Here is a 24,279-nt window from a genome sequence, read left to right on the forward strand (position 1 = left end):
TACCCTTCCTAGTGCGTGTTACAGGAGCCATTCGATCGGAAGCAGGCCGAGCAATCGCAGAAATAGGCGTGACAGCGGGCTGGTCTGCGGCTCCGTGTAGTGACGGATCCGCTCACCGTCGATCCCGACTTCGTCCCAGACGATCCCGTCTTCGCCCGTAAGCACAGGCAGGTAGCTCACCTGGGGGAAACGTTCGACAAATGCAGCGGCAACGGCCTCCGCAAGCCTCGGGCTGTCGATCAGGACGCCCATCTCCGTGTTAAGATGGAAGGAGCGGGGATCGAAGTTGAAGGAGCCGATGAAAATGCGTTGCCCGTCCACGGCGAGGGTCTTGGAGTGCAGGCTCGCCCTCGACGATCCAGCCAAGCCCTGCGTGCGCGGCTCCTCGCGAATCGCATGCTCCGGCTTGAGTTCGTAAAGCTTTATTCCTGATTGCAGAAGCTCTGGCCGGTATTTCACATAAGCGCTGTGAACGACGATAACATCGGTCGCCGCTTGGGAGTTGGTGAGTATCCGAACACGGACTCCTCCATCCGCAAGTTGTCTCAGCGCCCTGGAAAATGTCCTGCCAGGAATAAAATAGGCCGAAACGAGATCGACTGAACGCGTCGGCATGGACAGAAGCGACATCAGCTGCGGAAAAAGCAGATCGCGGTTCTCTGCCTTGCCCAGTCCCTTGGCCGGATCGTCACTGACCAAGGTAACTTCGGTCCACTCGAAATCCGGTCGGCCCGCGATTAGGTCACCGACGAGTTCCGAACTGCGCAGCCGTTCGAAATAAAGTCTTCCCTCTGCCGATTCCGCCGCACGCCGCGCGTCGGATATGAGGCGCTCAAGGGAATTCGCCTGCGGGCTGCCGATGATCCGCGCCACCGGATGGGAAGAGCCGCTGTGCCAGTAGCGATCGAAATCGGTTCCCACATCGGCGGCTGCCTTGCCCGCGACAATTACGTCGGTATCGATGAACTGGACACCATCACCGAAGCCGAAATAGACATCGCCGATATTACGTCCGCCAAGAATGCTGACTGCCCCGTCTGCGGTTAGCGCCTTGTTGTGCATCCGCCGGTTGAGACGCAAGAAGTCAAACGCATATCCAAACAGCTTGAACTTCCGCAAGATAAAGGGGTTGAAAAGCCGGACCTCGACATTGGGGAGGGCGTCAAGCGCCGCCAGATCTTCATCGAGCCCGGTGATTCCATTATCATCAAGCAGAAGCCGCACGCGCACTCCACGAGCGGCAGCCTTGCGTAGTTCGTCCAGCAGGATGAGACCCGTCGCATCGCGCTGCCAGATATAATACTGGACGTCCAGCGCAAGCTCGGCAGTGCGGATGAGGGCTATTCTAGCGGCAAAGGAATCGGGGCCGTCGATGAGCGGCAGGACACCGCTATCGCCATTCGGGCGCGGCTTCACGGCGAACTTGCCGAGCGTCGTCGCAGGAGAGGGCGACACGGCGCGGCTGGCAGTTCGTCCCTCAAGCGGCGGCGGCATGAAGATGAAATGCGCGCAAAGCGGAACCCCCGCGACGAGCGCTACTGTCAAGCCGATCTTCTTCAGCACCTTATGGCAGCGCCTTTCCCGTCACAGCGCCAGGCGTCAAAGCAAACGCACAAAGGACATTGCACGTTTATTATTGAATACGCTCATCCTCAGCTTTGACCAGAAGACCGTTTCCGGTTCTGGGCCCAATACCATAGCATCCAAGGTCTTCTGGTTCTATCAGAGCCGGAAGGTCAAGACCTGACGCAAAACTGGCCGGCCTATGTAGCGATTTATCCGAGCACGAAGGACGTCCAACATACCCGCAGGTGGTTCCTGGAAAGGTCTGATGGTTACCCGCTGACACTGCCGGAGGATCGATGCAAACGGCTGCCCTTTTCGATCGATAAAACGCCACAGGAAGAGCCAACCGCGTGGCCGACATCAAGAAAATCCGGTCTGCTGTTTCAAGCATGCACGCCCCGATCCGGGGCCCTGCTGTCTTTGTGGGGTCTTGTCCCGATCCAATCCCAGGCAGCCGCCTCGTCCTCAAGCGAGAAATGACGAATTTCGCCCTTGGTCAAGGCATCTATAAAAGTAACCCATCCCGCTAGCCATGCCGGCCCGCCTATCAGTGCATATCGCTCCACGTTTGAGAATGCATGCAGCTTCATCTTTACGAAATCGTCGTCGAAGAGACCCTTCATCTCGGCCCCGCCAAGGCGGATGATCTTGCCGATCACGCGTTTGGGCGCTGGTCGGCTCTCCTCTGGCTCGAACCGTTCGACAATCGTTTCTAGCTCATCTTCGGAAAGCTTTCCGTCGATCTCGAACGCCAGAACGTCTGGCCGGCTTGTCTCAATAATTTGTAGGCCCGCACCATGCGGCCTTGGCTCCCGGCCTTCAACCCATGCAAGGGCGCGCTCGCGCTCGCTCAGGTCGAATGTCTCGTAGCTGATGTTCGGCAGTAACGCGCTCTCGATCCTGGCGAGGGTTCGCAGCCAAGCCTGGTCAGAGACCACTGCAATGCGCCCGAAGCGTTTCAGCTTGCCGAGCAGCGGCAGCCCGCGCCGCAAATATTCCGGAACATGCTGGGGTTCGAAGCCGCTGAAATCGATGGCCTCGACAAGTACGTGCGTTTTTTCGTTTCTGAATAGCAAGTCCTCCAGCAAGTCGATCACGCGCAGCACATCTTCGTGCTCCGCCTTACCCTCGATGCGAAGAAGAACGACGTCCGGCGCAGAGGAAGGAAGAATTTCTATAGTCATCCTGAGACCTTTCCTGGCTGTCCATACAAGCCTTTTCCACCATGAGACAATTGGGGAGCAGCTCATCGTTTTGGCTCAGCCCGCCTGCGCTCAGCCTAAAGTAAACGGCCGGGGACCGGAATTGTTTCGAAGCTCACAAAAGCCAGAGAGGTCGAGCAGTCCATCCGGTGTCTCGATATACGGCATATGGACGAGCGGCACGGTTTGCTCCGCATCGACTGAACCTGGCTTCACTTGCCGCCCCACTCCGCCGCGCTATCTCTGCTCGTGATCGGAGTTTCAAAGGAGAAGATCATGGCCGAGCTCGTCGTCGTAGGGTTTGACTCGCCCACGGAAGCAGACCGCGTTCTGACCGAACTCAGCCGGCTTCAGAAAGAACATCTTGTCGATCTGGAGGATGCCGTTGTCGTCAGTCGTGACGAGAAGGATAAGCTCTACCTTAAGCAGGCCGTCAATCTCGTCGGCGCGGGTGCAGTGTCCGGCGGGTTGTGGGGCGGCCTCTGGGGAGCGCTTGTGGGCCTGCTTTTCCTCAACCCCATGCTCGGCCTCATCAGCGGAGGCATCTTGGGGGCGGGGGCAGGCGCGCTGTCAGGGCGCCTTGCCGACTACGGCATCAACGACGACTTCATCAGATCTATCGGCGAAACGCTTAAAGCCGGAAATTCGGCACTTTTCCTGCTGGTGCGGAAAGTGCAGCCAGAAAAGGTGTTCGATGAACTCTCCGAGTATAGCGGTCGAGTGATTCATACCTCGCTTTCTCCTGAACAGGAGAGCCGCCTTCGTGAGGCAATCGAAAGCTCAGGCGTGGCGCTTCCTGGCAGCATTGCTCAGCAAGCCGAATAGCCTTCGCGCGCCGCGTCTTTGCGTCTTCCGAGGCGCTGCAACTTGCTGAAGACGCGGTTTGTGGAAGCGGAAGCGGCGATCGAGGCAGCTGGTCAATGGAGGATTCGATGGTGACCCAGGGCAAGAAGCCGAACTTCCTGCTGATCGTAGTCGACGATATGGGATATTCTGATTGTGAACCCTTTGGCGGTGAAATCCGCACGCCAAACTTGGTCAAGCTGGCCGAAGAAGGCGTTCGCTTTCGCCATTTCTATACGTCATCGCTTTGTGCTCCCACACGCGCGCTACTGCTGACGGGTGTCGATAATCACCTGAACGGCCTAGGCGTCATGCCGCCTATGCACTCGACGAACCAGTTCATGAAGCGAGGCTATGAGGGTACGCTGAACGGCAGCGTCGCAACCATCGCAGAGCTTCTCGGCGATGCCGGGTATTTTACCTGCATTTCCGGCAAATGGCATCTTGGGAAAAATGCCGGCCAGAGGCCTGAGGATCGCGGCTTCCAGCGCGTGTTCAGCTTCCTGGGCGGGGGAGCGTCCCACTTCTCTGACGCACGCGCATTGGCACCGTCCGAGCAGCCGCACACCGTTTATGACGATGACGGCAAGGACGTAACCCACGAACTGCCTGACAATTTCTATTCCACGACCTTCTACACCGAAAAGATGATTGAGTTCCTGGAGGCCAGACCGAAGGAAAAGCCGTTCTTCGGCTATCTTGCATATACTGCTCCGCACGATCCTCTTCAGGTGCCGGATGAATGGCTGGACCGATATAGCGGCCAATATGATGGCGGTTATCCAGCTATGAGGATGGAACGTATGCGCCGGATGAAGTCCCTCGGCTTGATCAGGCAGGATATGGAGCTCAACCCAGGCACAGGCCAGTACGAGAATTGGGAAGACCTCACCGACGAGCAAAAGCGCCTCCAGGCCCGCAAGATGGAAATCTATGCAGCCATGATCGAGATGGTGGACGAAAGTATCGGCAAGATCGTCGAGCACCTTAAGCAGACGGGAGAATACGAGAACACGATCATCCTGTTCATGTCGGACAACGGAGCCAATCCAAAAGATCCCCATTTTTACTCCGACCTCACTCCCGACGAAATCGATGAGATTTTCGATAATAGCTGGGATAATCTGGGCAGGGTCGGCTCCTTCATCTCAATCGGGGGCGCCTGGGCAGAAGCGTGCAACACGCCGCTGTCCTACTTCAAGCTGACGACCGCAGATGGTGGAGTGCAGGTGCCGCTGATCGTGAGCGGTCCGGGGATCGAACAACGAGGCATCATCGCCGATCAGCTTCTTCATGTAACGGACGTGCTGCCGACACTGCTAGACTATGCTGGCGCGGAGCGACCAGAAACCAGAAATGGCCAGCGCCTGGCCCCGCTCTACGGCCGCTCGTGGCGTGCATTCCTAGAAATGACCTCCCGCCAGCCTATCCGCGGCCATTACGATGCGGTGGGCTTCGAGATGATCGAGTGCAAGGCGGTGATTAAAGGCTGCTGGAAAATCCTGTTCATGGCGCCTCCTTACGGCAAAAACGAGTGGCATCTCTACAATCTTTGCGATGACCCGCAGGAGCTTACGAATGTCGCGGACGAAAACCCCGACAAGCTGGCGGAGATGCTTGCAGAGTGGGAGGCATATTCCAAGGCCGTTGGCTATATCGAAGCTTCCGGCGAAAGGGTGCTATCCACGATGAGCCCAGAGGAATTCTTCGTCCGCTACGGCCACCAGGCTTCGCCGACGCCTGCTCTCGGCGACGATTGACGGGCTAACCCCTTGTCTACCAACTCGCCGCCAAGCGCAATCGCTCGAATGCGGCCAGCTCCGGCAGCGTCCTTGAGCAGAGCACTGATCAGGCATTCAGGGGCGTGAGGGCATGAGCGGGATTATCCAAAGCCTGAACAGCGCCTTCACCCTGGCCTTCGTCGTCACCAGCATGTTCGGGCTCGGCCTTGGCATGACGGTTCAAGATCTGCTTGCGCCCCTCAGGAACGTCCGGCTGGTCGTGGCGATGATCGGGATTAATTTCATTTTCATCCCCTCGCTTGCCTCGTTACTGACCCGCCTGCTTCCGCTTGAGCCGGATCTCCAGATTGGTCTCATCATCATGAGCACCGTCGCCGGTGCGCCGCTCGCGATCAAGGCTTCCCAACTTGCACGCGGCAACGTTGCTGTCGCCGGAAGCCTCGTGGCGCTTCAGGTTATCTTCACCGTTGCTTATCTGCCTTTTGTGCTTCCCCGTCTCATCCCGGGCATCGCTGTTGATACTGTGGCTATCTCTTTGCCATTGTCCCTCCAGGTCCTGCTGCCTCTTGCCGCCGGTATCGTCATGAACATCAGATATGATGAAGAGGCGGAGATGGCGCGGCCGATCATGGCAGACATCTCCAATATAAGTCTTGCTATAATGCTCGTCCTGAACCTCGGAAATGTGCGGCAAGTCCTGGGTCTGGTCGGAACGGGCGCAATCGCCGGAATCCTCATTCTCATCGTTGCAGGCCTAACGGCAGGGTACCTGCTGGGTGGACCGGACACAGGAACCCGTAAGACGCTTGCTCTGGGATCGGCGCAGCGGAACTATGCGGCTGCATTCGTGATTGCGCAGGGAAACTTCGCCGACCAGCCCGACGTCTTTCTGATGCTGCTGACGGCATCTCTGATAAGCATGATTGTCATTCTGGTTGTCGCAGGAGAATTCGGCCGCCGGGTCCGCGGTGGCGGGAGCAATCCAGCCAGGCCGGCTGCCGCTGTCCGGGAGCCTGTGAAAAGCGCACAGCAAGGAAAGCGGTGATGACGCCCACGAAGTCGCCGAAAACAAACCGGCTACTGCCTCTTTGGACGGAGCTTGGCAGGCAATTAGTTGGCGGTGAATGCAAGCTTCAGGGAGATGATGCTTGATCGACACTTGGTGGACAGTGCTTCGCGCCGTCCTTGAGCAGTTCAATTCGATACTTGGGTTTGATCGGGAACTGAGTGACGTTAACTCCGCCCAGATGGCGCTGCGCGCCGCCTTGACCTATACGCTGGCATTGTTGCTGGTGCGTATCGGCAGCAAGCGGTTTCTTAGCCAAGCGACGGCGTTCGACGTTATCATTGCAATAATGCTCGGCTCTATCCTGAGCCGCGCCATTAACGGGACGGCCCCATTCCTGCCAACCATTCTGGCGTCTGCCGCGCTGGTTGGGCTTCATTGGCTTTTCGCAGCGCTTGCTGTCAACACTTCGTTCTTTGGGCCGCTTGTGAAGGGAGAAAGGCGTCTCCTGATCGAGGATGGAAAGGTTCTGGAAGATCAGATGCGGGCGGCAAATCTCTCCGAAAACGATCTGAAGCAAGCGTTGCATGCCCAATCGCTGCGCGATCCATCCCGGGTGAAACGCGCCTATTTGGAGCGGGATGGAAGCATCAGCGTAATTCCCCTTGAGAGAGAACCGCGCATTCTTGATGTCGCGGCAGAAGAGGGAATGCATACCATCCGTATCAAGATCGAATGACATTTACGAGAAGTTGGTACCTGTAAGACGCGCCGCCAGGAGAAGACCTTGAGTCAGATAGAACGGCCACCGACCAAGATGGATGAGGCACCGGGGACAGCGGAAACAGACCAGCCGGGGCTCGCCGCAGTCCGCACTGCCGTCCATAACAGGATCTGGACCCGGCTCCCGAAGGGAGCCACGCTGCGGCGGGATGTCATCGCCGCATTGAGCAGCGCCGTCAGCAACGTACCCGATGGAATGGCGAATGGCGCTCTTTTGGGCGTCAGTCCCGTTCATGGGCTGTATGGCGCGATGGTTGGACCCGCGGTTGGAGGAGCCCTTTCCAGCACGAAAATGATGATGATAACCACGATGGCTGCGGCCTCGCTATCCGCCGCTCAGGCCCTCGGCGATCTAAAGGGCAGCGAGCGCATGGATGGTCTATTCGCCATGGTGATCCTGATCGGCATCATTCAGGTGCTCGCCGGTCTGTTTCGGCTCGGCCGGCTCCTTCGTTTTGTCTCCTATTCGGTCACTACAGGCTTTCTCCTCGGCGTCTCTGTTCTTCTTATCCTGAACCAGTTGCCGGTCGTAACCGGCCGCGATTCAGATGGCGGCATTGGCGGTGCGATACAGCTTCTCTTTTCGCCTGAGACGATTCACATGCCTTCGCTCGTCATCGCGTCGATCGCATTAATTCTGGCGCTCGCTCTGCCTTATACTCCTGTCAAGAATATCGGCCGGCTGATTGCTGTAGTTCTCCCATCCCTGATCGTTCTTGCGCTAGGGCTGGATGACGTAACGCAGGTACGCGACAACGGCGATATTCCTCAGGGCCTTCCGCTGCCGGTGCTTCCGCCGCTCTCCGCATTTACCCCGTCGGTGGTGACGGGTGCCTTCGCGGTGGCCATCATAATCCTTGTACAATCGGCAGGGGTGAGCCAGAGCGTTCCCAACCCGGATGGTTCCGCAAGGAAGATCTCGCGCGATTTCGCGGCCATCGGCTTTGCGAATATGCTCTCCGGATTGCTGCGCGGCCTTCCTGTGGGTGGCTCGCTCAGCGGAACGGCGCTGAGTGTGCTTTATGGCGGTGAAACAAGGTGGACGGCAATACTCGCTGGCTTCTTCATGGCGCTGATCGTCCTGCTGTTCTCGGGCACTGTTGGCCTCGTCGCCATGCCGGCACTGGGGTCCTTGCTGATCCTCGCCGGCTTCTCCAGCATCAACCTGCATGATATCCGTTTTGTTGTCGAAACAGGCTGGCCTTCATGGCTTGCAGGGGGAACGACCTTCGTCGCGATGCTTTTCCTGCCGATCCAGGCGGCGGTGGGCTTCGGCGTGGTGCTTTCCGCATTCCTCTATATCAACCGTTCGTCAACCGATGTTTCCGTCGTGGAACTGGTGGAGCGGGATGACGGTTTTATCGAGGAGCGCCATCCTCCGAGGCAACTTCCCTCAGAGGCCGTTACGGTTCTCGATGTGTACGGGCATCTGTTCTACGCTGGCGCGCGGACTCTTGAGCGCTTGTTGCCGCGCCCAGGCGACGCTAACCGCCCGGTTGTAGTCTTGCGGTTGCGCGGGCTGACCTCGATGGGCGCAACGCTGCAAGACGTTCTCTCGGACTACGCCGACAAATTGTCTTCGCGGGGTGGCCGTCTTTATCTCACCGGAGTGAGACCGGAAGTGCGCGTCCAGGTCAACCGTGCGAACCGCCTCGATCTTAGCGGCCCGGTGACGATGCTCGAAGCAACTGCGACACGCGGCGAATCTACGCGCAGAGCGGTCGCCGAAAGCCACACATGGCTGGTTCAGGGTGCTGCGGCTGAAGACCTCGAAAATGGCTGACTGCGCTGCGATGCGCGCAGCTTGCCAAACAGCAAGCTACCTTCCGTACAAATTTTGCAGGCAAAGCCAGACCTTGGCCCCTTCTCCGGTTCTACGCTTGCTCCAGCCGTCGAATTACTCCCACTCGATCGTTCCCGGCGGCTTTGATGTCACGTCGTAGACGACGCGGTTGATGCCGCGTACCTCGTTGATGATGCGGGTGGCGGCGCGGCCCAGGAACTCCATGTCGTAGCGGTAGAAATCCGCCGTCATACCGTCCACTGATGTTACGGCGCGTAAGGCGCATACATATTCATACGTACGGCTGTCACCCATAACGCCCACCGTCTGCACGGGAAGCAGAACGGCAAACGCCTGCCAGATCGCGTCGTAAAGGCCGGCTTTGCGGATCTCGTCCAGATAGATGGCATCGGCAGCACGCAGGATGTCGAGCTTCTCGCGGGTGACGCCGCCCGGGCAGCGGATCGCAAGGCCCGGACCGGGAAAGGGATGCCTGCCGATGAAGTGGTTGGGCAGGCCAAGCTCCTTGCCGAGCGCACGCACCTCGTCCTTGAAGAGCTCACGCAGGGGTTCCACCAGTTCCATATTCATGCGCTCGGGCAGTCCGCCCACATTATGGTGGGACTTGATCGTAACAGAGGGGCCGCCGGTGAAGGAAACGCTTTCGATCACGTCCGGATAAAGCGTTCCCTGCACCAGAAAATCAGCGCCGCCGAGTTTCTTCGCCTCCTCCTCGAAGACCTCAATGAAGAGGCGGCCGATAGTCTTGCGCTTCTTTTCAGGGTCGCTCTCGCCATGGAGCGCGGAGAGGAAGCGCTCCGATGCGTCGACCAGAACGAGGGGAACGTTATAGTGCTTGCGGAACATCTCTACGACTTCCGCGGCCTCGTTCTTGCGCATCAGACCATGGTCGACGAGAATGCAGGTGAGCTGTTCGCCCACGGCCTCATGGGCAAGCAGTGCGGCGACGGATGAATCCACCCCTCCGGAGAGGGCGCAGATCACCCGGCCTTCACCCACCTGAGAGCGGATGGCGGCGACTGCCTGCTCGCGATAGGTGGCCATCGTCCACTCGTCCTTCAGCCCAGCAATTTCCCGCACGAAATTAGCGATGAGCCGGGCGCCATCGGGTGTGTGGGCAACCTCAGGATGGAACTGAACGCCGTAGTAGTGGCGCTTGTCGTCGGCGATAGCGGCAAAAGGTGCGCCCGCCGATATGCCGATCACCTTGAATCCCTCCGGGAGGGCGGTCACGCGATCGCCGTGACTCATCCAGACCTGGTGGCGCGTCCCCGGCGCCCAGATTCCCTCGAAAAGCGGGTTGTCCGTTTCAATTTCCAGATAAGCGCGGCCAAATTCACGGTGATCGCCCGTTTCCACCTTCCCGCCGAGCTGGGCGCACATGGTCTGCTGCCCATAGCAGATGCCAAGCACGGGCACACCCGACTCAAAGACAATATCGGGCGCGCGAGGGCTGCCTATGTCGGTCGCAGAGGCCGGGCCGCCGGAAAGGATGACAGCCTTTGGCCTGAGGCGCCGAAATGCCTCTTCCGCGTTTTGAAAGGGAGCGATCTCGGAATAGACCCCCGCTTCGCGCACGCGCCGTGCGATGAGTTGGGTAACCTGGCTACCGAAATCGATGATCAGTACAGTTTCAGGATGAATAGCAGTGCCCATGGCGAGCCTTTAAAGAAGGATGGCGCAGCGCGCAACCGGTTTGCCGGACTATGTACAGGAACGAATGTCCCCCGCCCCGCGCCCGTTGCAGATGGACCATCCTGCTCTTCATGGCAAGAGCGAAGGGAACCGATGTTCATCCTGCAGGCGGGGTGAAAGCCGGTTGCGGTGTGCCCGCCAACCGGTGCGACGGTTCTGCCATGGGTGATGGACTGGCATAGACGGTAAGATTATGCCAGTAGAGCGTCGTTCTTCCGCCCATTTGGACAGAACTGTCGAATCCTGGACTGGCGAATGGAATGCGGATGTTGGCGGGTATATACCGACATCTCTTGATTTATAGCTCAAAAATATGAAGGAGGAACATGCGATGAAGCCGAACCGGCTGGATCGGGCGTATCGCGAGGGGTGACCTGGTGGAGCGGGCGGTCAATCATTCTGCTATGGCGGCGGTTGGGTATACGACGCCATGGAGCGTCAAGGCGGGGGAGCCTGTGGCGTTGCATCTGTCTTGCGGAAAGCCATTGCGCGGCGTTTCCGTGCGCCGGCTGGATCTGCCTAATCCGGAAGCGATGGGCTGGCCGGTCGAGGCGGCGGACGCCGCACTCCAGCACCGCACCCTCAAGCAGGGCTCCTACCTGCGGGTGAGCGCCGAGGACTTGGCAAAGGCCGGGCAGATCAGCGGCCTGCGTTTCGAATTGCTGCTGACGCGGAATCCAGGGCAGAGAACGATCTTCGAGGCAGGCTCGCTTCGCCTGACCATGTCCGACGGCGTGATTGCATTGGAAAACGGTGGTAGCAAGCTGGCGGATGGCATCGAATTTCCTGCCCGAACGTGGCTAACCTTGCGCCTGATGCAGGATGACGGATACATCTGCCTGAGCGTGAAAGGGCACGATCCGCTTGCTCCTTATAATTTTCAGAGTCGGTTTGCGGATGCCGCCTGGAGGGGACTGAACGGCGACCTTCTGTTCGGGGCAGATAAAGGCTTCAGCACGCCGACACTCAATGCCCGGTTTGCCGCCATTACGCTGGAGACGGACAATGGCGCTATTGGCTGGTCCTTCCCGACCTTGCTGCCGGCCGGCCCGATTTCCTCCACCGGTCCGGCCAAGTTATTTCTGGAAGCGGTGAACCAACCGACATTCTGCGTGACCTCTGTACGCTGGGACGGGTCGAGCTTCGATCCACGGACAGTGCCTTCTCATTACGACGCGGTACACTGCCATGACGACGACATGGGCCCGCTTGACTGGCCTGCTTCACACCTCGTTTTGGTGCCGGATGATGCGGAGGCGGGGGTCTATGCCTTCGTGGTCGAGTATGAAGGGGGAACCGAAGAGATTATCTTTTTCGTGGCTTCCCATGAGGTGCGCGCTCCGATACTCTTCCTGGTGCCGACGGCGACCTATCTTGCCTATGCGGACGAGTTTTTGCCCGCGCACCTTTACGAATGGAAATGCGAGGATCGCGGACAGCGTTTTGCCGTCGATAACAATCTGCGCTCCCTCTACGATTATCATAGCGATTTCAGCGGTGTTTCCATCTGTTCCTACAGGAAACCGAAGGCAACGCTGCGCGCCGATTACCGCTACCCGCTCTGCGGCTGCCCGCACAATCTTCCCGTCGATCTTCATTTCCTGCGCTTCTGCCGCGCCAATAACATCGCCATTGATCTCATCACCGACCATGACCTGCATGAAGACGGGGAAGCCTGCCTGCGCGGGTATCGTGCGCTCGTAACAGGCAGTCACCCGGAGTATATGTCGGTCGAGATGGAGCAGACGATCCGCTCCTTCCTGGCCGAGGGCGGGAGCCTTGCTTACCTCGGGGGCAATGGCTTCGCCGGCACTGTTGCGTTCAGGGACGATCTGATGGAGTTGCGGCGTTCGCCACTAGAAGCGGGACGCACCTGGGATGGGCCCGTGGGCGAGCAGGCACTGTCGATCACCAATGAGCCGGGCGGCTATTTGCGCTCACGCGGGAGCGGCGAGTTCTCGCTGGTTGGGGGAGCCATCTCGCTGATGGGCTTCGAAGGCTCCCGTCCCTTTACGCGTACGGCCGAAAGCTATGCACCGGAATATGCCTGGCTGTTCGACGGCGTGGAAAAGGACACCTTTGGCGAGGAGGGAATCGTACTGGGCGGGGCGGCAGGGTACGAGGTGGATGCTACGGACCCGCATCTCGGGACCTCTCCTGACGTGGTCGTCATTGCCCGTGCCGATGGTTTCCCTGATTCCTTCTACCACGACCCGGGTCGCTGGTATGCGGGCGGTGACGCAGAGCTTGAAAAGAGGCGTTGCGCAGAGATGACGCTCCGGCGTCTTGCTTCCGGCGGGTTGATCTTCAGCGCAAGTTCCGTCGCCTGGTGCGGCGCGCTCCCCTTTCCGGGAGCAATGAACGAAGTCGGAAGAATCGTCTTGAACCTTTTGGGCCGTCTTTCGGGCCAGAAGCAGGCCGACGGGGCACAAGATTCCAACCTGTAAAGCTGCCACTAGAGGAGATTGTCATGATTAGGAAACTAGGATTTGCATTAGCGGCGCTTGCCGCGGGCGCGGCAACGGCAAGCGCCGATCCGGTCCGGTTGGGCCTGCAGCCATGGCTGGGTTACGGCCCGCTCTGGGTCGCCGAGGAAAAGGGCTTTTTCGAAAAGCATGGCGTCGATGTGGAGCTTACGAACTTCAACTGGGATCAGGACATGACCGCTGCACTTGCCAGCGGCAATCTTGATGTCATCGCCGCCGCCACCAACACAACGATCGTCAACATCAATCAGGGTGTCGACCAGATGGGCTTTCTGGTCATGGATCTTGCCTTCGAAGCCGATGCGATTCTGGCTGGAGAGGGGATTGAGTCTATTGCCGATCTGAAAGGTAAAACCGTGGCGTTCGAGAGCGGCACAACGAGTGATCTTCTGATGAACTACGCGCTTCGTGAGAACGGCATGTCGATCGCTGATATCCAGCATGTGCCCATGGGGGCGTCGGAAGCAGGCCTGGCACTTATCGCCGGCCGGGTCGATGCTGCCGTTACTTACGAGCCCTATGTGTCGACAGCCCTCTCGCAGGACGAGAGCTTCAAGGTGATTTATACGGCAGCGGAAAAGCCTGGCCTTATCAGCGACATGCTTACGGCGACCTCAGACTGGATCGAGGCCAATCCCGAGGCTGTGCAGGGCCTGATCCGCGCTTGGGACGATGCGATAAACTTCATCCGCGAAAACCCGGAAGAGGGCGAAGCGATGATCGCGGAGGCCGTGGGCAGCCCTATGGAGGAGTTCAAGCCGGCCTTTGAAGGTGTGCGCCTCTACAATGTCGCCGAAAACGTGGAGTTCCTGGAGGGCGAATTCCAGGCCACAATTCAGGAGATCGGCGAGATCATGATGGAGACGAACCCGAGCGAGATAAAGAAAGTCCCTTCGGCGGATGAAATTCTCGCTTTGGATAACCTCTACGCGGTTGCAAACGAGCAGTAAGCGCACGGCACGGCGCCTCCTTGCGGGGCGCCGCAAATCCGGTACGGAGTCAAAATGTGAAGCGGCGTCAACCCAACCCTGCCGCGCCATACAGGAAGCGGCGCATCGGAAACCTTTTCCGCCTCCGCGAGGAGATTCCCCGCAGCATTTACTCCGCGGCCGGCTTCATCGTCCCGGCCGTCCTGCTTCTGGCATGGTGGGCGGTGACCTATTTCGGTCTGGCACGGCCGCTGTTCCTGCCCAGCCCCGGCGCTGTGCTTTCGGAAGGGTGGCGCCAGCTTACCGAGGGGATCCTGCTGGCGGATGCCTCGGTCAGCATCTACCGTATCGTTGTCGGCTGGCTTGCCGCCACTGTCGTGGCTGTTCCCGTCGGCATCCTCATGGGTAATTTCAGGATCTTCGAGGGCGCGCTCGAACCGCTCATCTCCACGGTCCGTTACATGCCGGTGGTGGCGCTCATACCGCTGTCGATCCTGTGGGCAGGCATTGGCGACGTGCAGAAGATCCTGATCCTGTTCCTGGGGACGTTCTTCCAGCAGGTGCTGATGATCATGGATAACGTTAAGAATATCGACGTGAACCTCATTCGCGCGGGCCAGACGCTTGGCTTCAACAACCGGGAGATCCTGATGCGCATTATTCTGCCGGCTGCCTCGCCGGCGATCTGGGATACGTTCAGGATCACCATCGGCTGGACGTGGACTTATCTGGTCGTTGCCGAACTGGTAGCCGCGAATGAGGGGCTCGGGCGCCGCATCATGGATGCACAGCGTTACCTGGCAACCCACACCATCCTGTTCGGCACGCTGTTCATCGGGGTGCTCGGTCTCTTGACTGACCAGATCTTCAAGCGCGCTGGCCAGTTGATGTTCCGCTGGAACATCCAGACACGATGAGAGGTATCGTGGCGCAGCAGAAGACAGTGACGCCGAAAGTCGCGATCGACGCCGTATCAAGGATCTTTCTCGTTGACGGGGCGCCCCTTGTCGCCATTGAGCGGATCGACCTCGACATAAAGGAGAATGAATTCGTCTCAATCGTCGGCACGTCCGGTTGTGGCAAGTCAACGCTGCTTAATATGATCGGCGGGCTTGACGAGCCGAGTTCCGGCGAGATCCGGATCGATGGCGTGCCAGTCGTGGGTCCGGGCCGCAATCGCGGCTTTGTCTTCCAGTCCTACAGCCTGTTCGAATGGATGACCGTCGAAGGGAACATCCGCTTTGCCCTGGAAAAGAGCCAGATCTCGAACGCCGAGAAGAAAGAGCTCGTTGCCCATTTCATCCAGGCGGTCGGGCTGTCAGGCTTTGAAGCAGCTTATCCAAGGCAGCTTTCAGGCGGAATGCGCCAGCGGGTGGCGATAGCGCGGGCGCTCGTCTACAGGCCTTCCATTCTCCTGATGGACGAGCCTTTCGGCGCCCTCGACGCGCAGACGCGCGGCATGATGCAGGAGCTTCTTCTGAAAGTGTGGGAGGACCACAAGGTGACGGTCGTCTTCGTCACCCACGACGTTGACGAAGCAATCTTTCTAGCGGACCGGGTCGTTGTGCTGGCAAGCCGCCCCGGCAGGGTCAAGAAGGACATCCGCATCACGCTCGAAAGGCCGCGCAGCTTCGAGATCATCACCGATGCGAAATTCACCGACTACAAGCGGGAAATTCTTGCGGATATTCGGGAAGAGACGCTGAAGGTGATGGCTCAGCAGGCCGGATCTTCAATCGTGTAAACCGGCCAAGCGGCGTTTAGTCTGGATGCCTCAGCCCCTGCCTTGCGCCGGTTCGCCCTTGGCAGGCGAGGCTGCTTGCTTGAACGCTTCGTTGGCGCGTCCGGCAGCCGCATCGCTGCGGCTAGGCGAAAAGCCAGCGGCAATCATCCTTCGCCCCATCATGTGGTCGGCGGGACGGTTGACCGAGTCGATCGCAATCAGTTTTCCGGCGGAGAAATGATAGACGGAAAAGGCATTGGCCGCCGGATCGCCGGAGATGAGCTGCTCGTCAGCGCCGATGGAGAGCCCTACCATCTGAAGCTTCATGTCTCCGATGTCGGACCAGAACCAGGGCACAGCCCGGTAGGGTTCGCGTATTCCCATGATCGTCTTGGCTAAAAGGCGTGCCTGATCGGTGGCATTCTGCACGGATTCCAGCCGCACCCTGGAGCCTGTCTGCCAATGCGGAAAGCGTGCGCAATCCCCGAGTGCGTACACATCGGGGTGCGAGGTCTGGAGGTACTCATCTACCAAAATCCCATCGTCGCACGCAATGCCTGCTTCGCGTGCAAGTTCCAGATCCGGTTCTGCGCCGATGCCTACAAGAACGAAGTCTGCAGGCAGTTCCTCGCCGCTGGTTGTAGCGACGGCCATGACCTGATCGTTGCCGAGGATCTTTGATACACCTGTATTGAAGGCAATCTTCGCCCCCGCGCCTGCCAGCCGCGAGGCTACATGTTGCGATATTGCAGGGCATACGGCGCGTGCCAGCAGCCGGTCTCCAATCTCGATTATGGTGACTGACTTTTCCATGGCAGTAAAGGTGGCCGCCGCCTCCAGGCCGATGAAGCCTCCGCCTGCCACGACAATGTGCCTTGCCTGCGGCAGGCGTGCGCGAATGCGGCGTGCATCCTCCGCTGTGCGAAGGGCGAAAACGCCATTTAGATTCGTCCCGGCGACACAGGGCCAGCGCGGCTTTGCCCCCGCGGCAAGCACGAGTTTCTCAAATGGGCGCTGAAGCCCGCCTAGACGGCAAAGCTTCCTTTCAAGGTCAATGCCGGTAACGGTGGTCGAAGGCAAAAATTCGATGGCGTTCTGCTTATAGAAAACATCCGCGCGCAACGACTGGATGCGGCTATCCTCACCCTTCAAGAATGTCTTGGAAAGGGGAGGCCGGTGATAGGGGAACTCCGGTTCGCTGCCAATCAGGGTTATAGGTTTGTCGTAGCCTTCCTGCCTCAGCGAAGCGGCAAGCTGGGACCCGCCATGGCCGGCACCGACGATGATGGTGCCATGGCTCATGCTGCGTTCCGGGCGAAAGCGGCATCCGGGCTGGCCAGCCACACTGCTCCGTCTGCCGCACAGTGCTGACCGCGCTTGTTCATGAGCATCGTGATCGTGGTGTATAGCCTGGCTGAACGAACGTGTAGGGCAGGGTATCCTGCAATGTTCTCAACTTTACGAACGAGCATTCGCTCCTTCCATGACCGATCCGCGATCAAGCTGGATTGCGGCTCGTTCCTTGTTTGCCCCATAAAAAGGAGGCAAGGCAGAGGTAGGAAAAATTGCGGCCCACGTCAATATTTCTCCGGCGAATGGGCGAGGCATCGTGCCTAGCGGATGCACAAAATTCCAAAAAGCTAAATAAAGCCAACGTGTTTGGTTTGCGAACAGTGAAGCTCGCACGCGCCGGCGGGGGTGGATTGGCCCGTAGCGGACGACCGCCTCTCCCACAGGTGGCGGTGCAGAAGCTCGCCTATTTCGGAGAGGCCGAGATGCTGTTCCTTGCAGAAGGGGATTGATGCCGCCACGGATCGTGGCGCACCTCCTTTTCTGATTTTGCCTATAACTGCTAAACGACCCTATCTCCGGTCGACCGGACCCACGTCGAGCAGCGGCGAGGCGTCAATGGCGCCAGCGTTCAGCATCGCACCCACCTTTTCAAGGGCGGCCACGATCATTGCCTGCTCCCAGTCGGGCAGCGCCTGAAATTGCTGCGAGAAAGTGCGCTGCAACGGGTCGGGCGCGGCTTCCAGCATCTCATGACCTGATTCGGTTGCGGCTACCCACACAACGCGCCTGTCTTTCTCGCTGCGGGTGCGGGTGACCAGCCCGCGCGCTTCCAGCTTATCGACCAGTGAGGTGGCCGTTGCTTGCCCGACGCCCGCCTTCGTGGCGATGTCCTTGGAGGTGATGCGGCCAGCAGCCGCAACAATCTCCAGAACGATGAGCTGAGGGGTTGTAAGCCCGGTGGCACGCGCAAGGGTACGTGCGTTAAGCTCTGTCGCTCGCAGGATGCGCCGGAGCGCAATAAGGCTTGTCTGGGTACGGTTTTCCATGGATCGAGGCCATCAGAAGGATAGGGTCATTCTTTGATAGCAGAAAAAACCTGATTTGATGAGCGAACGGATTTCCGTCTAAAAAACAATAGGAAAGGTGGCTGTGCTTGCTTGGTCAAAATGAGAAGCGACAATTTTCGCTGCAATGCCATTCGCAGACCGTAACATCAACCACTACGGAAGAGAGGCCGTGGCCATGGCGATATTGAGCTTTCCGGAATGCGCTGCCCAATCTTCCGTATCCGGACACTGAAAGCCGGCAGCTGTCCCAAGCTCTTGAGCGATACGAGCATCTGCGGAACAACTAAGCTGTGCAAGTGCCACAATTCCGGCGACTTTGGGAACGGTGACTCCAAAGGGGCTTTTATGCAATCCGGGACTGCGGCATGATTGCCGGCTGCTAAAGCGAGGAGAGAACCTGCCATGTCCAAATCGCTTCTATTAGCCAGTTCCTCGATTGCCCTTTTTCTCGCCTCGTCCGCATTCGCCGTGGATGAAGTTTTCGATACGGAAGAGACATCAATTCGCGTCACAACGCTTGCGGACGGACTCGCTCACCCCTGGGCGCTCGCCCTCCTGCCGGACGGTACCATGCTGGTTACCGAACGCCCCGGCCGGCTTCGCCATGTTAGCCGGGATGGGCAGCTCTCGGAACCGGTTGCGGGCGTGCCGGAGGTCGATGCCCGTGGCCAGGGCGGGCTTTTGGACGTCGCGATTGACCCTGATTTTCAGAACAACAGGCTCGTTTATCTCAGTTTTGCCGAAGCAGGCGAGGGCGGCAATGGCACGGCAGTGGCTCGTGGCCGGCTTAGCGAGGATATGACCAGCCTTTCCGGCGTCAAGGTGATCTTCCGCCAGCAGCCGAAACAGAACAGCACCGCTCATTTCGGATCGCGTCTCGTCTTCGATGAGGGCGGATATCTGTTCGTCACGCTCGGAGAACGTTCCAGTGTCCAATTTCGGGGGCAGGCGCAGGAGCTCAATTCGCATCTGGGAAAGATCGTTCGCATCCACCCTGACGGCTCGGTGCCGGGCGACAATCCATTCGTAGGGCAGGAGGGTGCATTGCCGGAGATCTGGTCCTATGGACATCGCAACATTCAGGCTGCCGCAATCAACCCGCAAACGGGCGTTCTGTGGGAGATCGAGCATGGCCCAAGGGGAGGGGATGAACTGAACATCGTCCAGCCCGGAGCAAATTACGGCTGGCCGATCGTGAGCCTTGGCATCAATTATGATGGTTCCCCTGTGGGGGAGGGCATTCAGCAGGCGGAGGGCATGGTGGACCCGAGCTATAGCTGGACGCCGGTCATCGCTCCCTCCGGGATGATTTTCTATCAGGGGGCAGCTTTCCCGGAATGGCGGGGCAACCTGTTCGTCGGCGGGCTTGCCTCCACCGCGCTTGTCCGCCTTGAACTGAACGGCAATGCCGTTGCTTCGGAAGAAAGGCTTCTCGAAGCTCTCGGCTTGCGCATCAGGGACGTCGCGGAGGGACCAGGTGGAGAGATTTTTGTGGTGACCGACCAAAGGAACGGCGAAATCCTGCGCATTACGCCGGCCGGATAGATGCCATTGCACTCGTCTTCATGCGTGTTGGCCTTCGGCTAGAGCAGGAACCGGATCGCGTCCTCCATCAGCCACGAAGCCGATGGCGGTCGAGAAAGGACGAGACGGTTTCGCCGAAGCGCCCGGGCTGCTGATAGGGAATGAAGTGCGCGCCGTCTTCGAACGCCACAAGTTCCGCGTCCGCAACCTGTCGGGCTATTTCTTGCGCGTGCATGGCCGCTGGGAAGAGCCCGTCGAGGCCGCCGGGCACAAGCATTGTGGGGCAGCGTATCAGGCCAAGCACTCCCGTGAGATCCGCTCCCTGTAATCCAAGTGCCGCCCACGCATAACCATCGGGATCATGGGACAGGAAGCGCTGTTCATAGCGCCGCCGGTTCGCTTCGTCGGTGCATCCCGCAAACGCATTGTCGATGGCCCCGGGCAGAAGCGCCTGCATGCCTTCGCAGCGGACCTTTCGTGCTCTTTCCGCAAGGTCAGCCCCCGCCGCTTCGGATATCTTGATTCCGGGGTTTGCCATGACGAGCCCGGCAGTCCGCTCGGGATGGCGAGCGGCGTAAAGGGCGGCAACCATAGCGCCCACCGCACAGCCGATCATCACTGCCCGTTCGATTCCAAGATGCGTTTTCAGCAAAGCTATGTCTTGGACACTACGCTCCAGCGTTACGGGTGCCGTAGCCGCGGGCGAGCTGCCCGCACCGCGAAGGTCGCAGGCAATGGCGCGCACACCTCCGCCAAACAAGCGGCGGCACTCCTCCCAGAACCGGCGGTCTGCCCCGAGCGGATGAACGAGTATGAGGGGGATGCCTCCCGCCTCACCCTCGACATCATACGCAAGCGTGCCTTCCGTCATGTTCGGCATGTAAAAGCTTAGTCCATTTCCCGTTCGATCGGTACCAAGAAGCGGCCACGCTCGATCTTCTTGACCCCGTCGACCTCCAGCGTCGGATGCAGGATCACGCCATCCATGTGAATCTTGGACTTGATTGAGCCACCGACATCGACATTGGTGCCGAGGCCGAAATGCAACGTGCCCCAGATGTTTTTGTCCTCTCGTTGTATGCCGCGGACGACTGCCTTGGCATTGACACCGATGGAGGCTTCTGCGGGGCACATATAGGCGTTCTCGTCGCCATAGGTTTCCAGATAGTCGCGCAGGATGCGGGCTTCGGGCCCCCCATCGATCCCGACCACTCGTCCATCCTTTACCGTGAGCTCGATCGGCGTCAGGAGCCGCCCGATATGGTGCATAGTCAGATCGATGACCAATTTGCCATTAGCGCTGCCTTCGACGGGAGCGACATTGAACTCGCCCGTCGGGAAAAGATAGTAGAGCAGGTTGTTGCCCGGACGGTTCTCGTCCTTTGCGAAATCTATAATCTTGTATTGATCGAAGTCGGACCCGGGTAGCGGCGGAAGGGTTATGCGGTTCTCGACGCTGTAGGTGAAGTCGGTTCCATAGTCGGAGGTCACGCGGCACATCCTGGCATTGGAGCCGAAGACATTCTTCGAGACATAGTGCTTGCGCACGGCGATCATTCTCATGTCATCCGTCACGGCACCCGACTGAAACATCTCCAGTGTCATTCCGCCATCCATGCAGATGGACGGGATGCCTGCGGCCATCGCATTGAAGCTGGCCGAGGAATGCAGCATTCCGGTGGAGGCAAGAAGGATATTGAAATCCGACTTCATCATGGCTTCTACGACGGCTGATGGCGGGTCGTAATAATCGGCCGGGCGTCGCTCGAAAAGGGTGAGCGTGGCATCCGCACCGATATCGGCAAGGATGGTCATCACCGCCTGCCAAACGCGCGGATCGTGATCGAAATCGGACAGTACCAGAACCTTCTTCCCCGCCTCGATGTTTCTGACAAGGGGGCGCCGGAGATATTCCAACGTCCCGCTTATCATCCCGCCTGTCGCCAAACTCATGAGCCCACTCCCTGTCAAGATGCGCGGATTTGCCGTTGCAACCTCGCATGAAGTCGACATTTTAGGAAAGTGTCAACAAGCAATTGAAGCTGAAAGACTCCGGGTGTGTACTATTAAGCACTTGTTTTATAAGAAAAAATGATGTTAACGCGCATGAAAAGCATCAACGAGTTTTTTGTTCTCTGTGATAGAAAACCAAAATGTGTCGACTTTCGATCTTGCAAGCGATGGCAGGATCCGCTTACGCCGTGTCATTTGCGGGTTGAGCGTAAAAGCTTCAACTGTGTCGACTTCTTGTACCTTATATCCGTTACATATGGACAATTTCGCTTGATTTTGGAAAGATAGTGTCGACAAAACATCGGAGCGAGACTAGGCTTGAACCAGTAGCGGACCCGGCCGCGCTCAGATTTTGTGCTGGCGAAGGAACGAGGGATCAGAATGCCTAACAGCAGTTCGATGCATGAAAGAGCGGGAGAGCAATTCGCCGCGGGGATTGGGGAGAAAGCCCTAAGAGATATTACAGTCGTCGATCTGACCCAGTTCGAGGCGGGACCCTCTTGCACTCAGATGTTGGGTTGGCTCGGCGCCAATGTGATCAAGGTCGAGCCGCCGGTAAAGGGAGAGCAAGGCCGCCGCGCCTCGACGGATGACCCGGAAGTCGATTCTGTCTATTTCATGCTGCTCAACGCTAACAAGCGCAGCGTCACATGCAATCTGAAGCATGAGAAGGGCAAGGAGCTTCTGCGCCGGCTGATCGAGAAGGCGGACGTCTTCATCGAGAATTTCGGCCCCGGTGTGATCGAGCGGCTTGGTTTCTCCTACGAAGAAGTGCAGAAGATCAATCCGCGCATCATCTACGCACAGGTAAAGGGCTTCAATCCGTCCGGACCCTATGCGAACCTGCTCGCCTTCGACAACATTGCGCAAGCGGTGGGGGGTAGCCTTTCGGTAACGGGCGACGCGGACGGACGGCCGCTTACGCCGGGCGTGAATGTAGGCGACACCGGAAGCGGCCTGCATTGCTCGGTGGGGATACTTGCCGCGCTTTGGCAACGTCAGCGCACCGGGAAAGGACAGCGGATCGAGATCGTCATGCAGGAAGCGGTCATCAATTTCGGCCGCATCCTTTATGCCGCACAGGACATTTTCAAGGCTCCGGTACCGCGCCGTGGAAACGCGCACATCATGGGAGCTAGCGCCCCTTGCGAGGTTTATCCATGCAAGGGAGGCGGGCCGAATGATTACTGCCTCATTTATACCAGCCGCGCGGGAAATCATCAGTGGCACGCCCTGCTTAAGGTAATGGGGCGGGAGGAGCTCATGGACGATCCGCGCTTTGCCAGTCCGCAGCTTCGCTTCCAGCATCAGGATGAGATCAATAAGCTGGTAACGGAATGGTCGCTTCAGAGGGACAAGCATACCTGCATGAAGGAGCTTGGCGAAGCAGGGGTGCCGGCGGGCGCCGTCTTCGATACGATGGAGCTTTATGAGGATCCCGTGCTTCGCAAGCAGGGCGCCTTCGTCACGGTCCAGCATCCGGTGCGCGGGGACTTTACTATGCCCGGTTGTCCCGTACGCATGTCGGATTCGCCAATAGAGACCAAGGCGGCGCCTCTCCTTGGCGCCGATAATAACGATGTTTACCGTGGTCTGCTCGGGCTTTCGGAAGCTGAAATTGCAGGACTTGCGGAAGAGGAAGTGATCTAACCTAAAGGATCTTAGCAGCTCCCGTTCGCATCGGGAGCTGCTAATTTACGCGGCGAACCCTGCCCGGCCTACCAAATAGGAAACCTGCAGGTTTTAGTTTGTGCGACGCCCATGCGCGCCAGCATCCCTGCGTCCACCAGATCGGTCATGGCGAGCTTTGCCAGTGGCTTCGGAAAACCGTTTTGCCTGGCGCGGGTTCACCTTGACCACGCGTCGGCGAGCCCACGCTCAAAAGCGCGGCGATAGAGGTCCCGCCGGCTCGTAGATCGCCCGGATAGGATGCGCCGAGCCATGACAGTAGGGCGCTGTGGCCGCTCCGTCATTGGTGAAGCGGCGGCTGGTGCCCTCGCTCACGCGGTAGGCATCGAGATTGGCTTTTGAGATGTCGACGCCGATGCTATCGTTGGTCATCTTTTGCTTGTCCTCCGGAGCCAAACTCCAGGTATCGTCAGGACCAAAGAGAAAGACGGCGGCGATTACCTTTAGCTCGAAACTGGATAGCCGGAGGTTCATCGATCCGCCTCTCGCCGCTTAGGAAGGGACGCAACCCTTTCCCAGCGGTTCATGTTCGCTGGCTTAGCGAAGAAAGTGACAAGCGGTTCAGGCTGTGTCTGAATCGGAGGGGATTCCGGCTTACTGTGTATTGTGATTGAAGATGCTTATTGAGTGGCGACCAGCATCGGTTGGCGCGACCTCTTTCGAATGATCTTCGCAAGCGTAGTTCTGGCGATCAAGGCGCGGGAACGTTGCCCGACGGTGTGGTCTGCGGCGAAGTGGTCCAGCCTCACCGCCTAGGCGGGACTGTTAGCCGGATAAGACAAGATGGGCGGGCGCCGCAAGCGCGTTCTGGAGCCGGCCGGACTTTCATCGCCGAGCGGATCAGCCAGATGCCGCATCCGACGCTGCACAAGCCGAGGGAAGAGCTGGCAGTGGATGGGGTGATGATAGCGCAC

20 protein-coding genes are annotated in these 24,279 nt (G+C 58.7%); 11 read left to right on the forward strand and 9 right to left on the reverse strand.

The features are described from left to right. Positions 1-18: 18 nt before the first annotated feature. Together HUS57_RS00425 and HUS57_RS00430 are read right to left on the reverse strand one after the other, a co-directional pair. Positions 19-1,563 carry a phospholipase D family protein gene (locus tag HUS57_RS00425; protein ID WP_173930964.1) on the reverse strand — a complete coding sequence of 515 codons (1,545 nt, stop codon included), beginning with the start codon at positions 1,561-1,563 and terminating at the stop codon, positions 19-21. A 386-nt stretch (positions 1,564-1,949) separates the two neighbouring features. Next, complete coding sequence (locus HUS57_RS00430; protein WP_173930965.1) at positions 1,950-2,750, reverse strand: STAS/SEC14 domain-containing protein; 801 nt, start codon at positions 2,748-2,750, stop codon at positions 1,950-1,952. A gap of 294 nt (positions 2,751-3,044) precedes the next feature. On the opposite strand from HUS57_RS00430, the gene HUS57_RS00435 reads away from it, so the two are divergent. The 5 genes from HUS57_RS00435 (at position 3,045) to HUS57_RS00455 (ending at position 8,925) form a co-directional block, all read left to right on the forward strand. Then, entirely contained in the window at positions 3,045-3,593 is a 549-nt protein-coding gene (locus tag HUS57_RS00435) for a DUF1269 domain-containing protein (RefSeq protein ID WP_173930966.1), read from the forward strand. A gap of 107 nt (positions 3,594-3,700) precedes the next feature. Next, on the forward strand, positions 3,701-5,371 hold the full coding sequence (locus HUS57_RS00440) for an arylsulfatase (protein ID WP_210256036.1): 1,671 nt from the start codon (positions 3,701-3,703) through the stop codon (positions 5,369-5,371). Between the two features lie 112 nt (positions 5,372-5,483). After that, positions 5,484-6,398, forward strand: a complete 915-nt coding sequence (locus HUS57_RS00445; protein WP_173930968.1) for a bile acid:sodium symporter — start codon at positions 5,484-5,486, stop codon at positions 6,396-6,398. Positions 6,399-6,501: 103 nt separating this feature from the next. After that, positions 6,502-7,098 (forward strand): YetF domain-containing protein, encoded by a 597-nt coding sequence (locus HUS57_RS00450; RefSeq protein WP_173930969.1) that lies wholly within the window; start codon positions 6,502-6,504, stop codon positions 7,096-7,098. 48 nt (positions 7,099-7,146) lie between these two features. Further along, positions 7,147-8,925: a SulP family inorganic anion transporter gene (locus HUS57_RS00455; RefSeq protein WP_173930970.1), complete on the forward strand. Its 1,779-nt coding sequence runs from the start codon at positions 7,147-7,149 to the stop codon at positions 8,923-8,925. Positions 8,926-9,039: 114 nt separating this feature from the next. Here HUS57_RS00455 and guaA read toward each other — a convergent pair whose 3' ends face one another. After that, positions 9,040-10,602 carry a glutamine-hydrolyzing GMP synthase gene (gene guaA / locus HUS57_RS00460; RefSeq protein ID WP_173930971.1) on the reverse strand — a complete coding sequence of 521 codons (1,563 nt, stop codon included), beginning with the start codon at positions 10,600-10,602 and terminating at the stop codon, positions 9,040-9,042. Between the two features lie 416 nt (positions 10,603-11,018). Here guaA and HUS57_RS00465 point away from each other — a divergent pair, with 416 nt between their 5' ends. From HUS57_RS00465 to HUS57_RS00480, 4 genes are read left to right on the forward strand one after another with little or no spacing between them, the layout of a single operon-like run. Then, positions 11,019-13,088, forward strand: coding sequence for a N,N-dimethylformamidase beta subunit family domain-containing protein (locus HUS57_RS00465; RefSeq protein WP_173930972.1), 2,070 nt, complete (start codon positions 11,019-11,021; stop codon positions 13,086-13,088). A gap of 23 nt (positions 13,089-13,111) precedes the next feature. Beyond that, positions 13,112-14,077, forward strand: a complete 966-nt coding sequence (locus HUS57_RS00470) for an ABC transporter substrate-binding protein (protein ID WP_173930973.1) — start codon at positions 13,112-13,114, stop codon at positions 14,075-14,077. 56 nt (positions 14,078-14,133) lie between these two features. After that, entirely contained in the window at positions 14,134-14,973 is an 840-nt protein-coding gene (locus HUS57_RS00475) for an ABC transporter permease (protein ID WP_246727671.1), read from the forward strand. An 8-nt stretch (positions 14,974-14,981) separates the two neighbouring features. Continuing rightward, positions 14,982-15,800 (forward strand): ABC transporter ATP-binding protein, encoded by an 819-nt coding sequence (locus HUS57_RS00480; protein WP_246727672.1) that lies wholly within the window; start codon positions 14,982-14,984, stop codon positions 15,798-15,800. A gap of 30 nt (positions 15,801-15,830) precedes the next feature. On the opposite strand, the gene HUS57_RS00485 is transcribed toward HUS57_RS00480, so the two are convergent. The 3 genes from HUS57_RS00485 to HUS57_RS00495 form a co-directional block, all read right to left on the reverse strand. Continuing rightward, positions 15,831-17,081, reverse strand: coding sequence for an FAD-dependent oxidoreductase (locus tag HUS57_RS00485; RefSeq protein ID WP_173930975.1), 1,251 nt, complete (start codon positions 17,079-17,081; stop codon positions 15,831-15,833). Then, positions 17,078-17,251: a hypothetical protein gene (locus HUS57_RS00490; RefSeq protein ID WP_173930976.1), complete on the reverse strand. Its 174-nt coding sequence runs from the start codon at positions 17,249-17,251 to the stop codon at positions 17,078-17,080. The genes HUS57_RS00485 and HUS57_RS00490 overlap by 4 nt, the downstream gene beginning before the upstream one ends. A 390-nt stretch (positions 17,252-17,641) precedes the next feature. Beyond that, positions 17,642-18,118: a MarR family transcriptional regulator gene (locus HUS57_RS00495; protein WP_173930977.1), complete on the reverse strand. Its 477-nt coding sequence runs from the start codon at positions 18,116-18,118 to the stop codon at positions 17,642-17,644. A 423-nt stretch (positions 18,119-18,541) separates the two neighbouring features. On the opposite strand from HUS57_RS00495, the gene HUS57_RS00500 reads away from it, so the two are divergent. Further along, complete coding sequence (locus tag HUS57_RS00500) at positions 18,542-19,684, forward strand: PQQ-dependent sugar dehydrogenase (RefSeq protein ID WP_173930978.1); 1,143 nt, start codon at positions 18,542-18,544, stop codon at positions 19,682-19,684. Between the two features lie 67 nt (positions 19,685-19,751). On the opposite strand, the gene HUS57_RS00505 is transcribed toward HUS57_RS00500, so the two are convergent. Then, complete coding sequence (locus HUS57_RS00505; RefSeq protein ID WP_173930979.1) at positions 19,752-20,543, reverse strand: alpha/beta hydrolase; 792 nt, start codon at positions 20,541-20,543, stop codon at positions 19,752-19,754. 8 nt (positions 20,544-20,551) lie between these two features. Then, positions 20,552-21,616, reverse strand: a complete 1,065-nt coding sequence (locus tag HUS57_RS00510) for an aminopeptidase (protein ID WP_173930980.1) — start codon at positions 21,614-21,616, stop codon at positions 20,552-20,554. Positions 21,617-22,057: 441 nt separating this feature from the next. Between HUS57_RS00510 and HUS57_RS00515 the strand changes: the two genes are divergently transcribed. Continuing rightward, positions 22,058-23,326 (forward strand): CoA transferase, encoded by a 1,269-nt coding sequence (locus HUS57_RS00515; RefSeq protein ID WP_173930981.1) that lies wholly within the window; start codon positions 22,058-22,060, stop codon positions 23,324-23,326. A 228-nt stretch (positions 23,327-23,554) separates the two neighbouring features. On the opposite strand, the gene HUS57_RS00520 is transcribed toward HUS57_RS00515, so the two are convergent. Further along, on the reverse strand, positions 23,555-23,839 hold the full coding sequence (locus tag HUS57_RS00520) for a hypothetical protein (protein ID WP_173930982.1): 285 nt from the start codon (positions 23,837-23,839) through the stop codon (positions 23,555-23,557). Positions 23,840-24,279: the final 440 nt, after the last annotated feature.

The sequence above is a fragment of the Chelativorans sp. Marseille-P2723 genome (assembly GCF_902809845.1).
Taxonomy (GTDB): domain Bacteria; phylum Pseudomonadota; class Alphaproteobacteria; order Rhizobiales; family Rhizobiaceae; genus Chelativorans.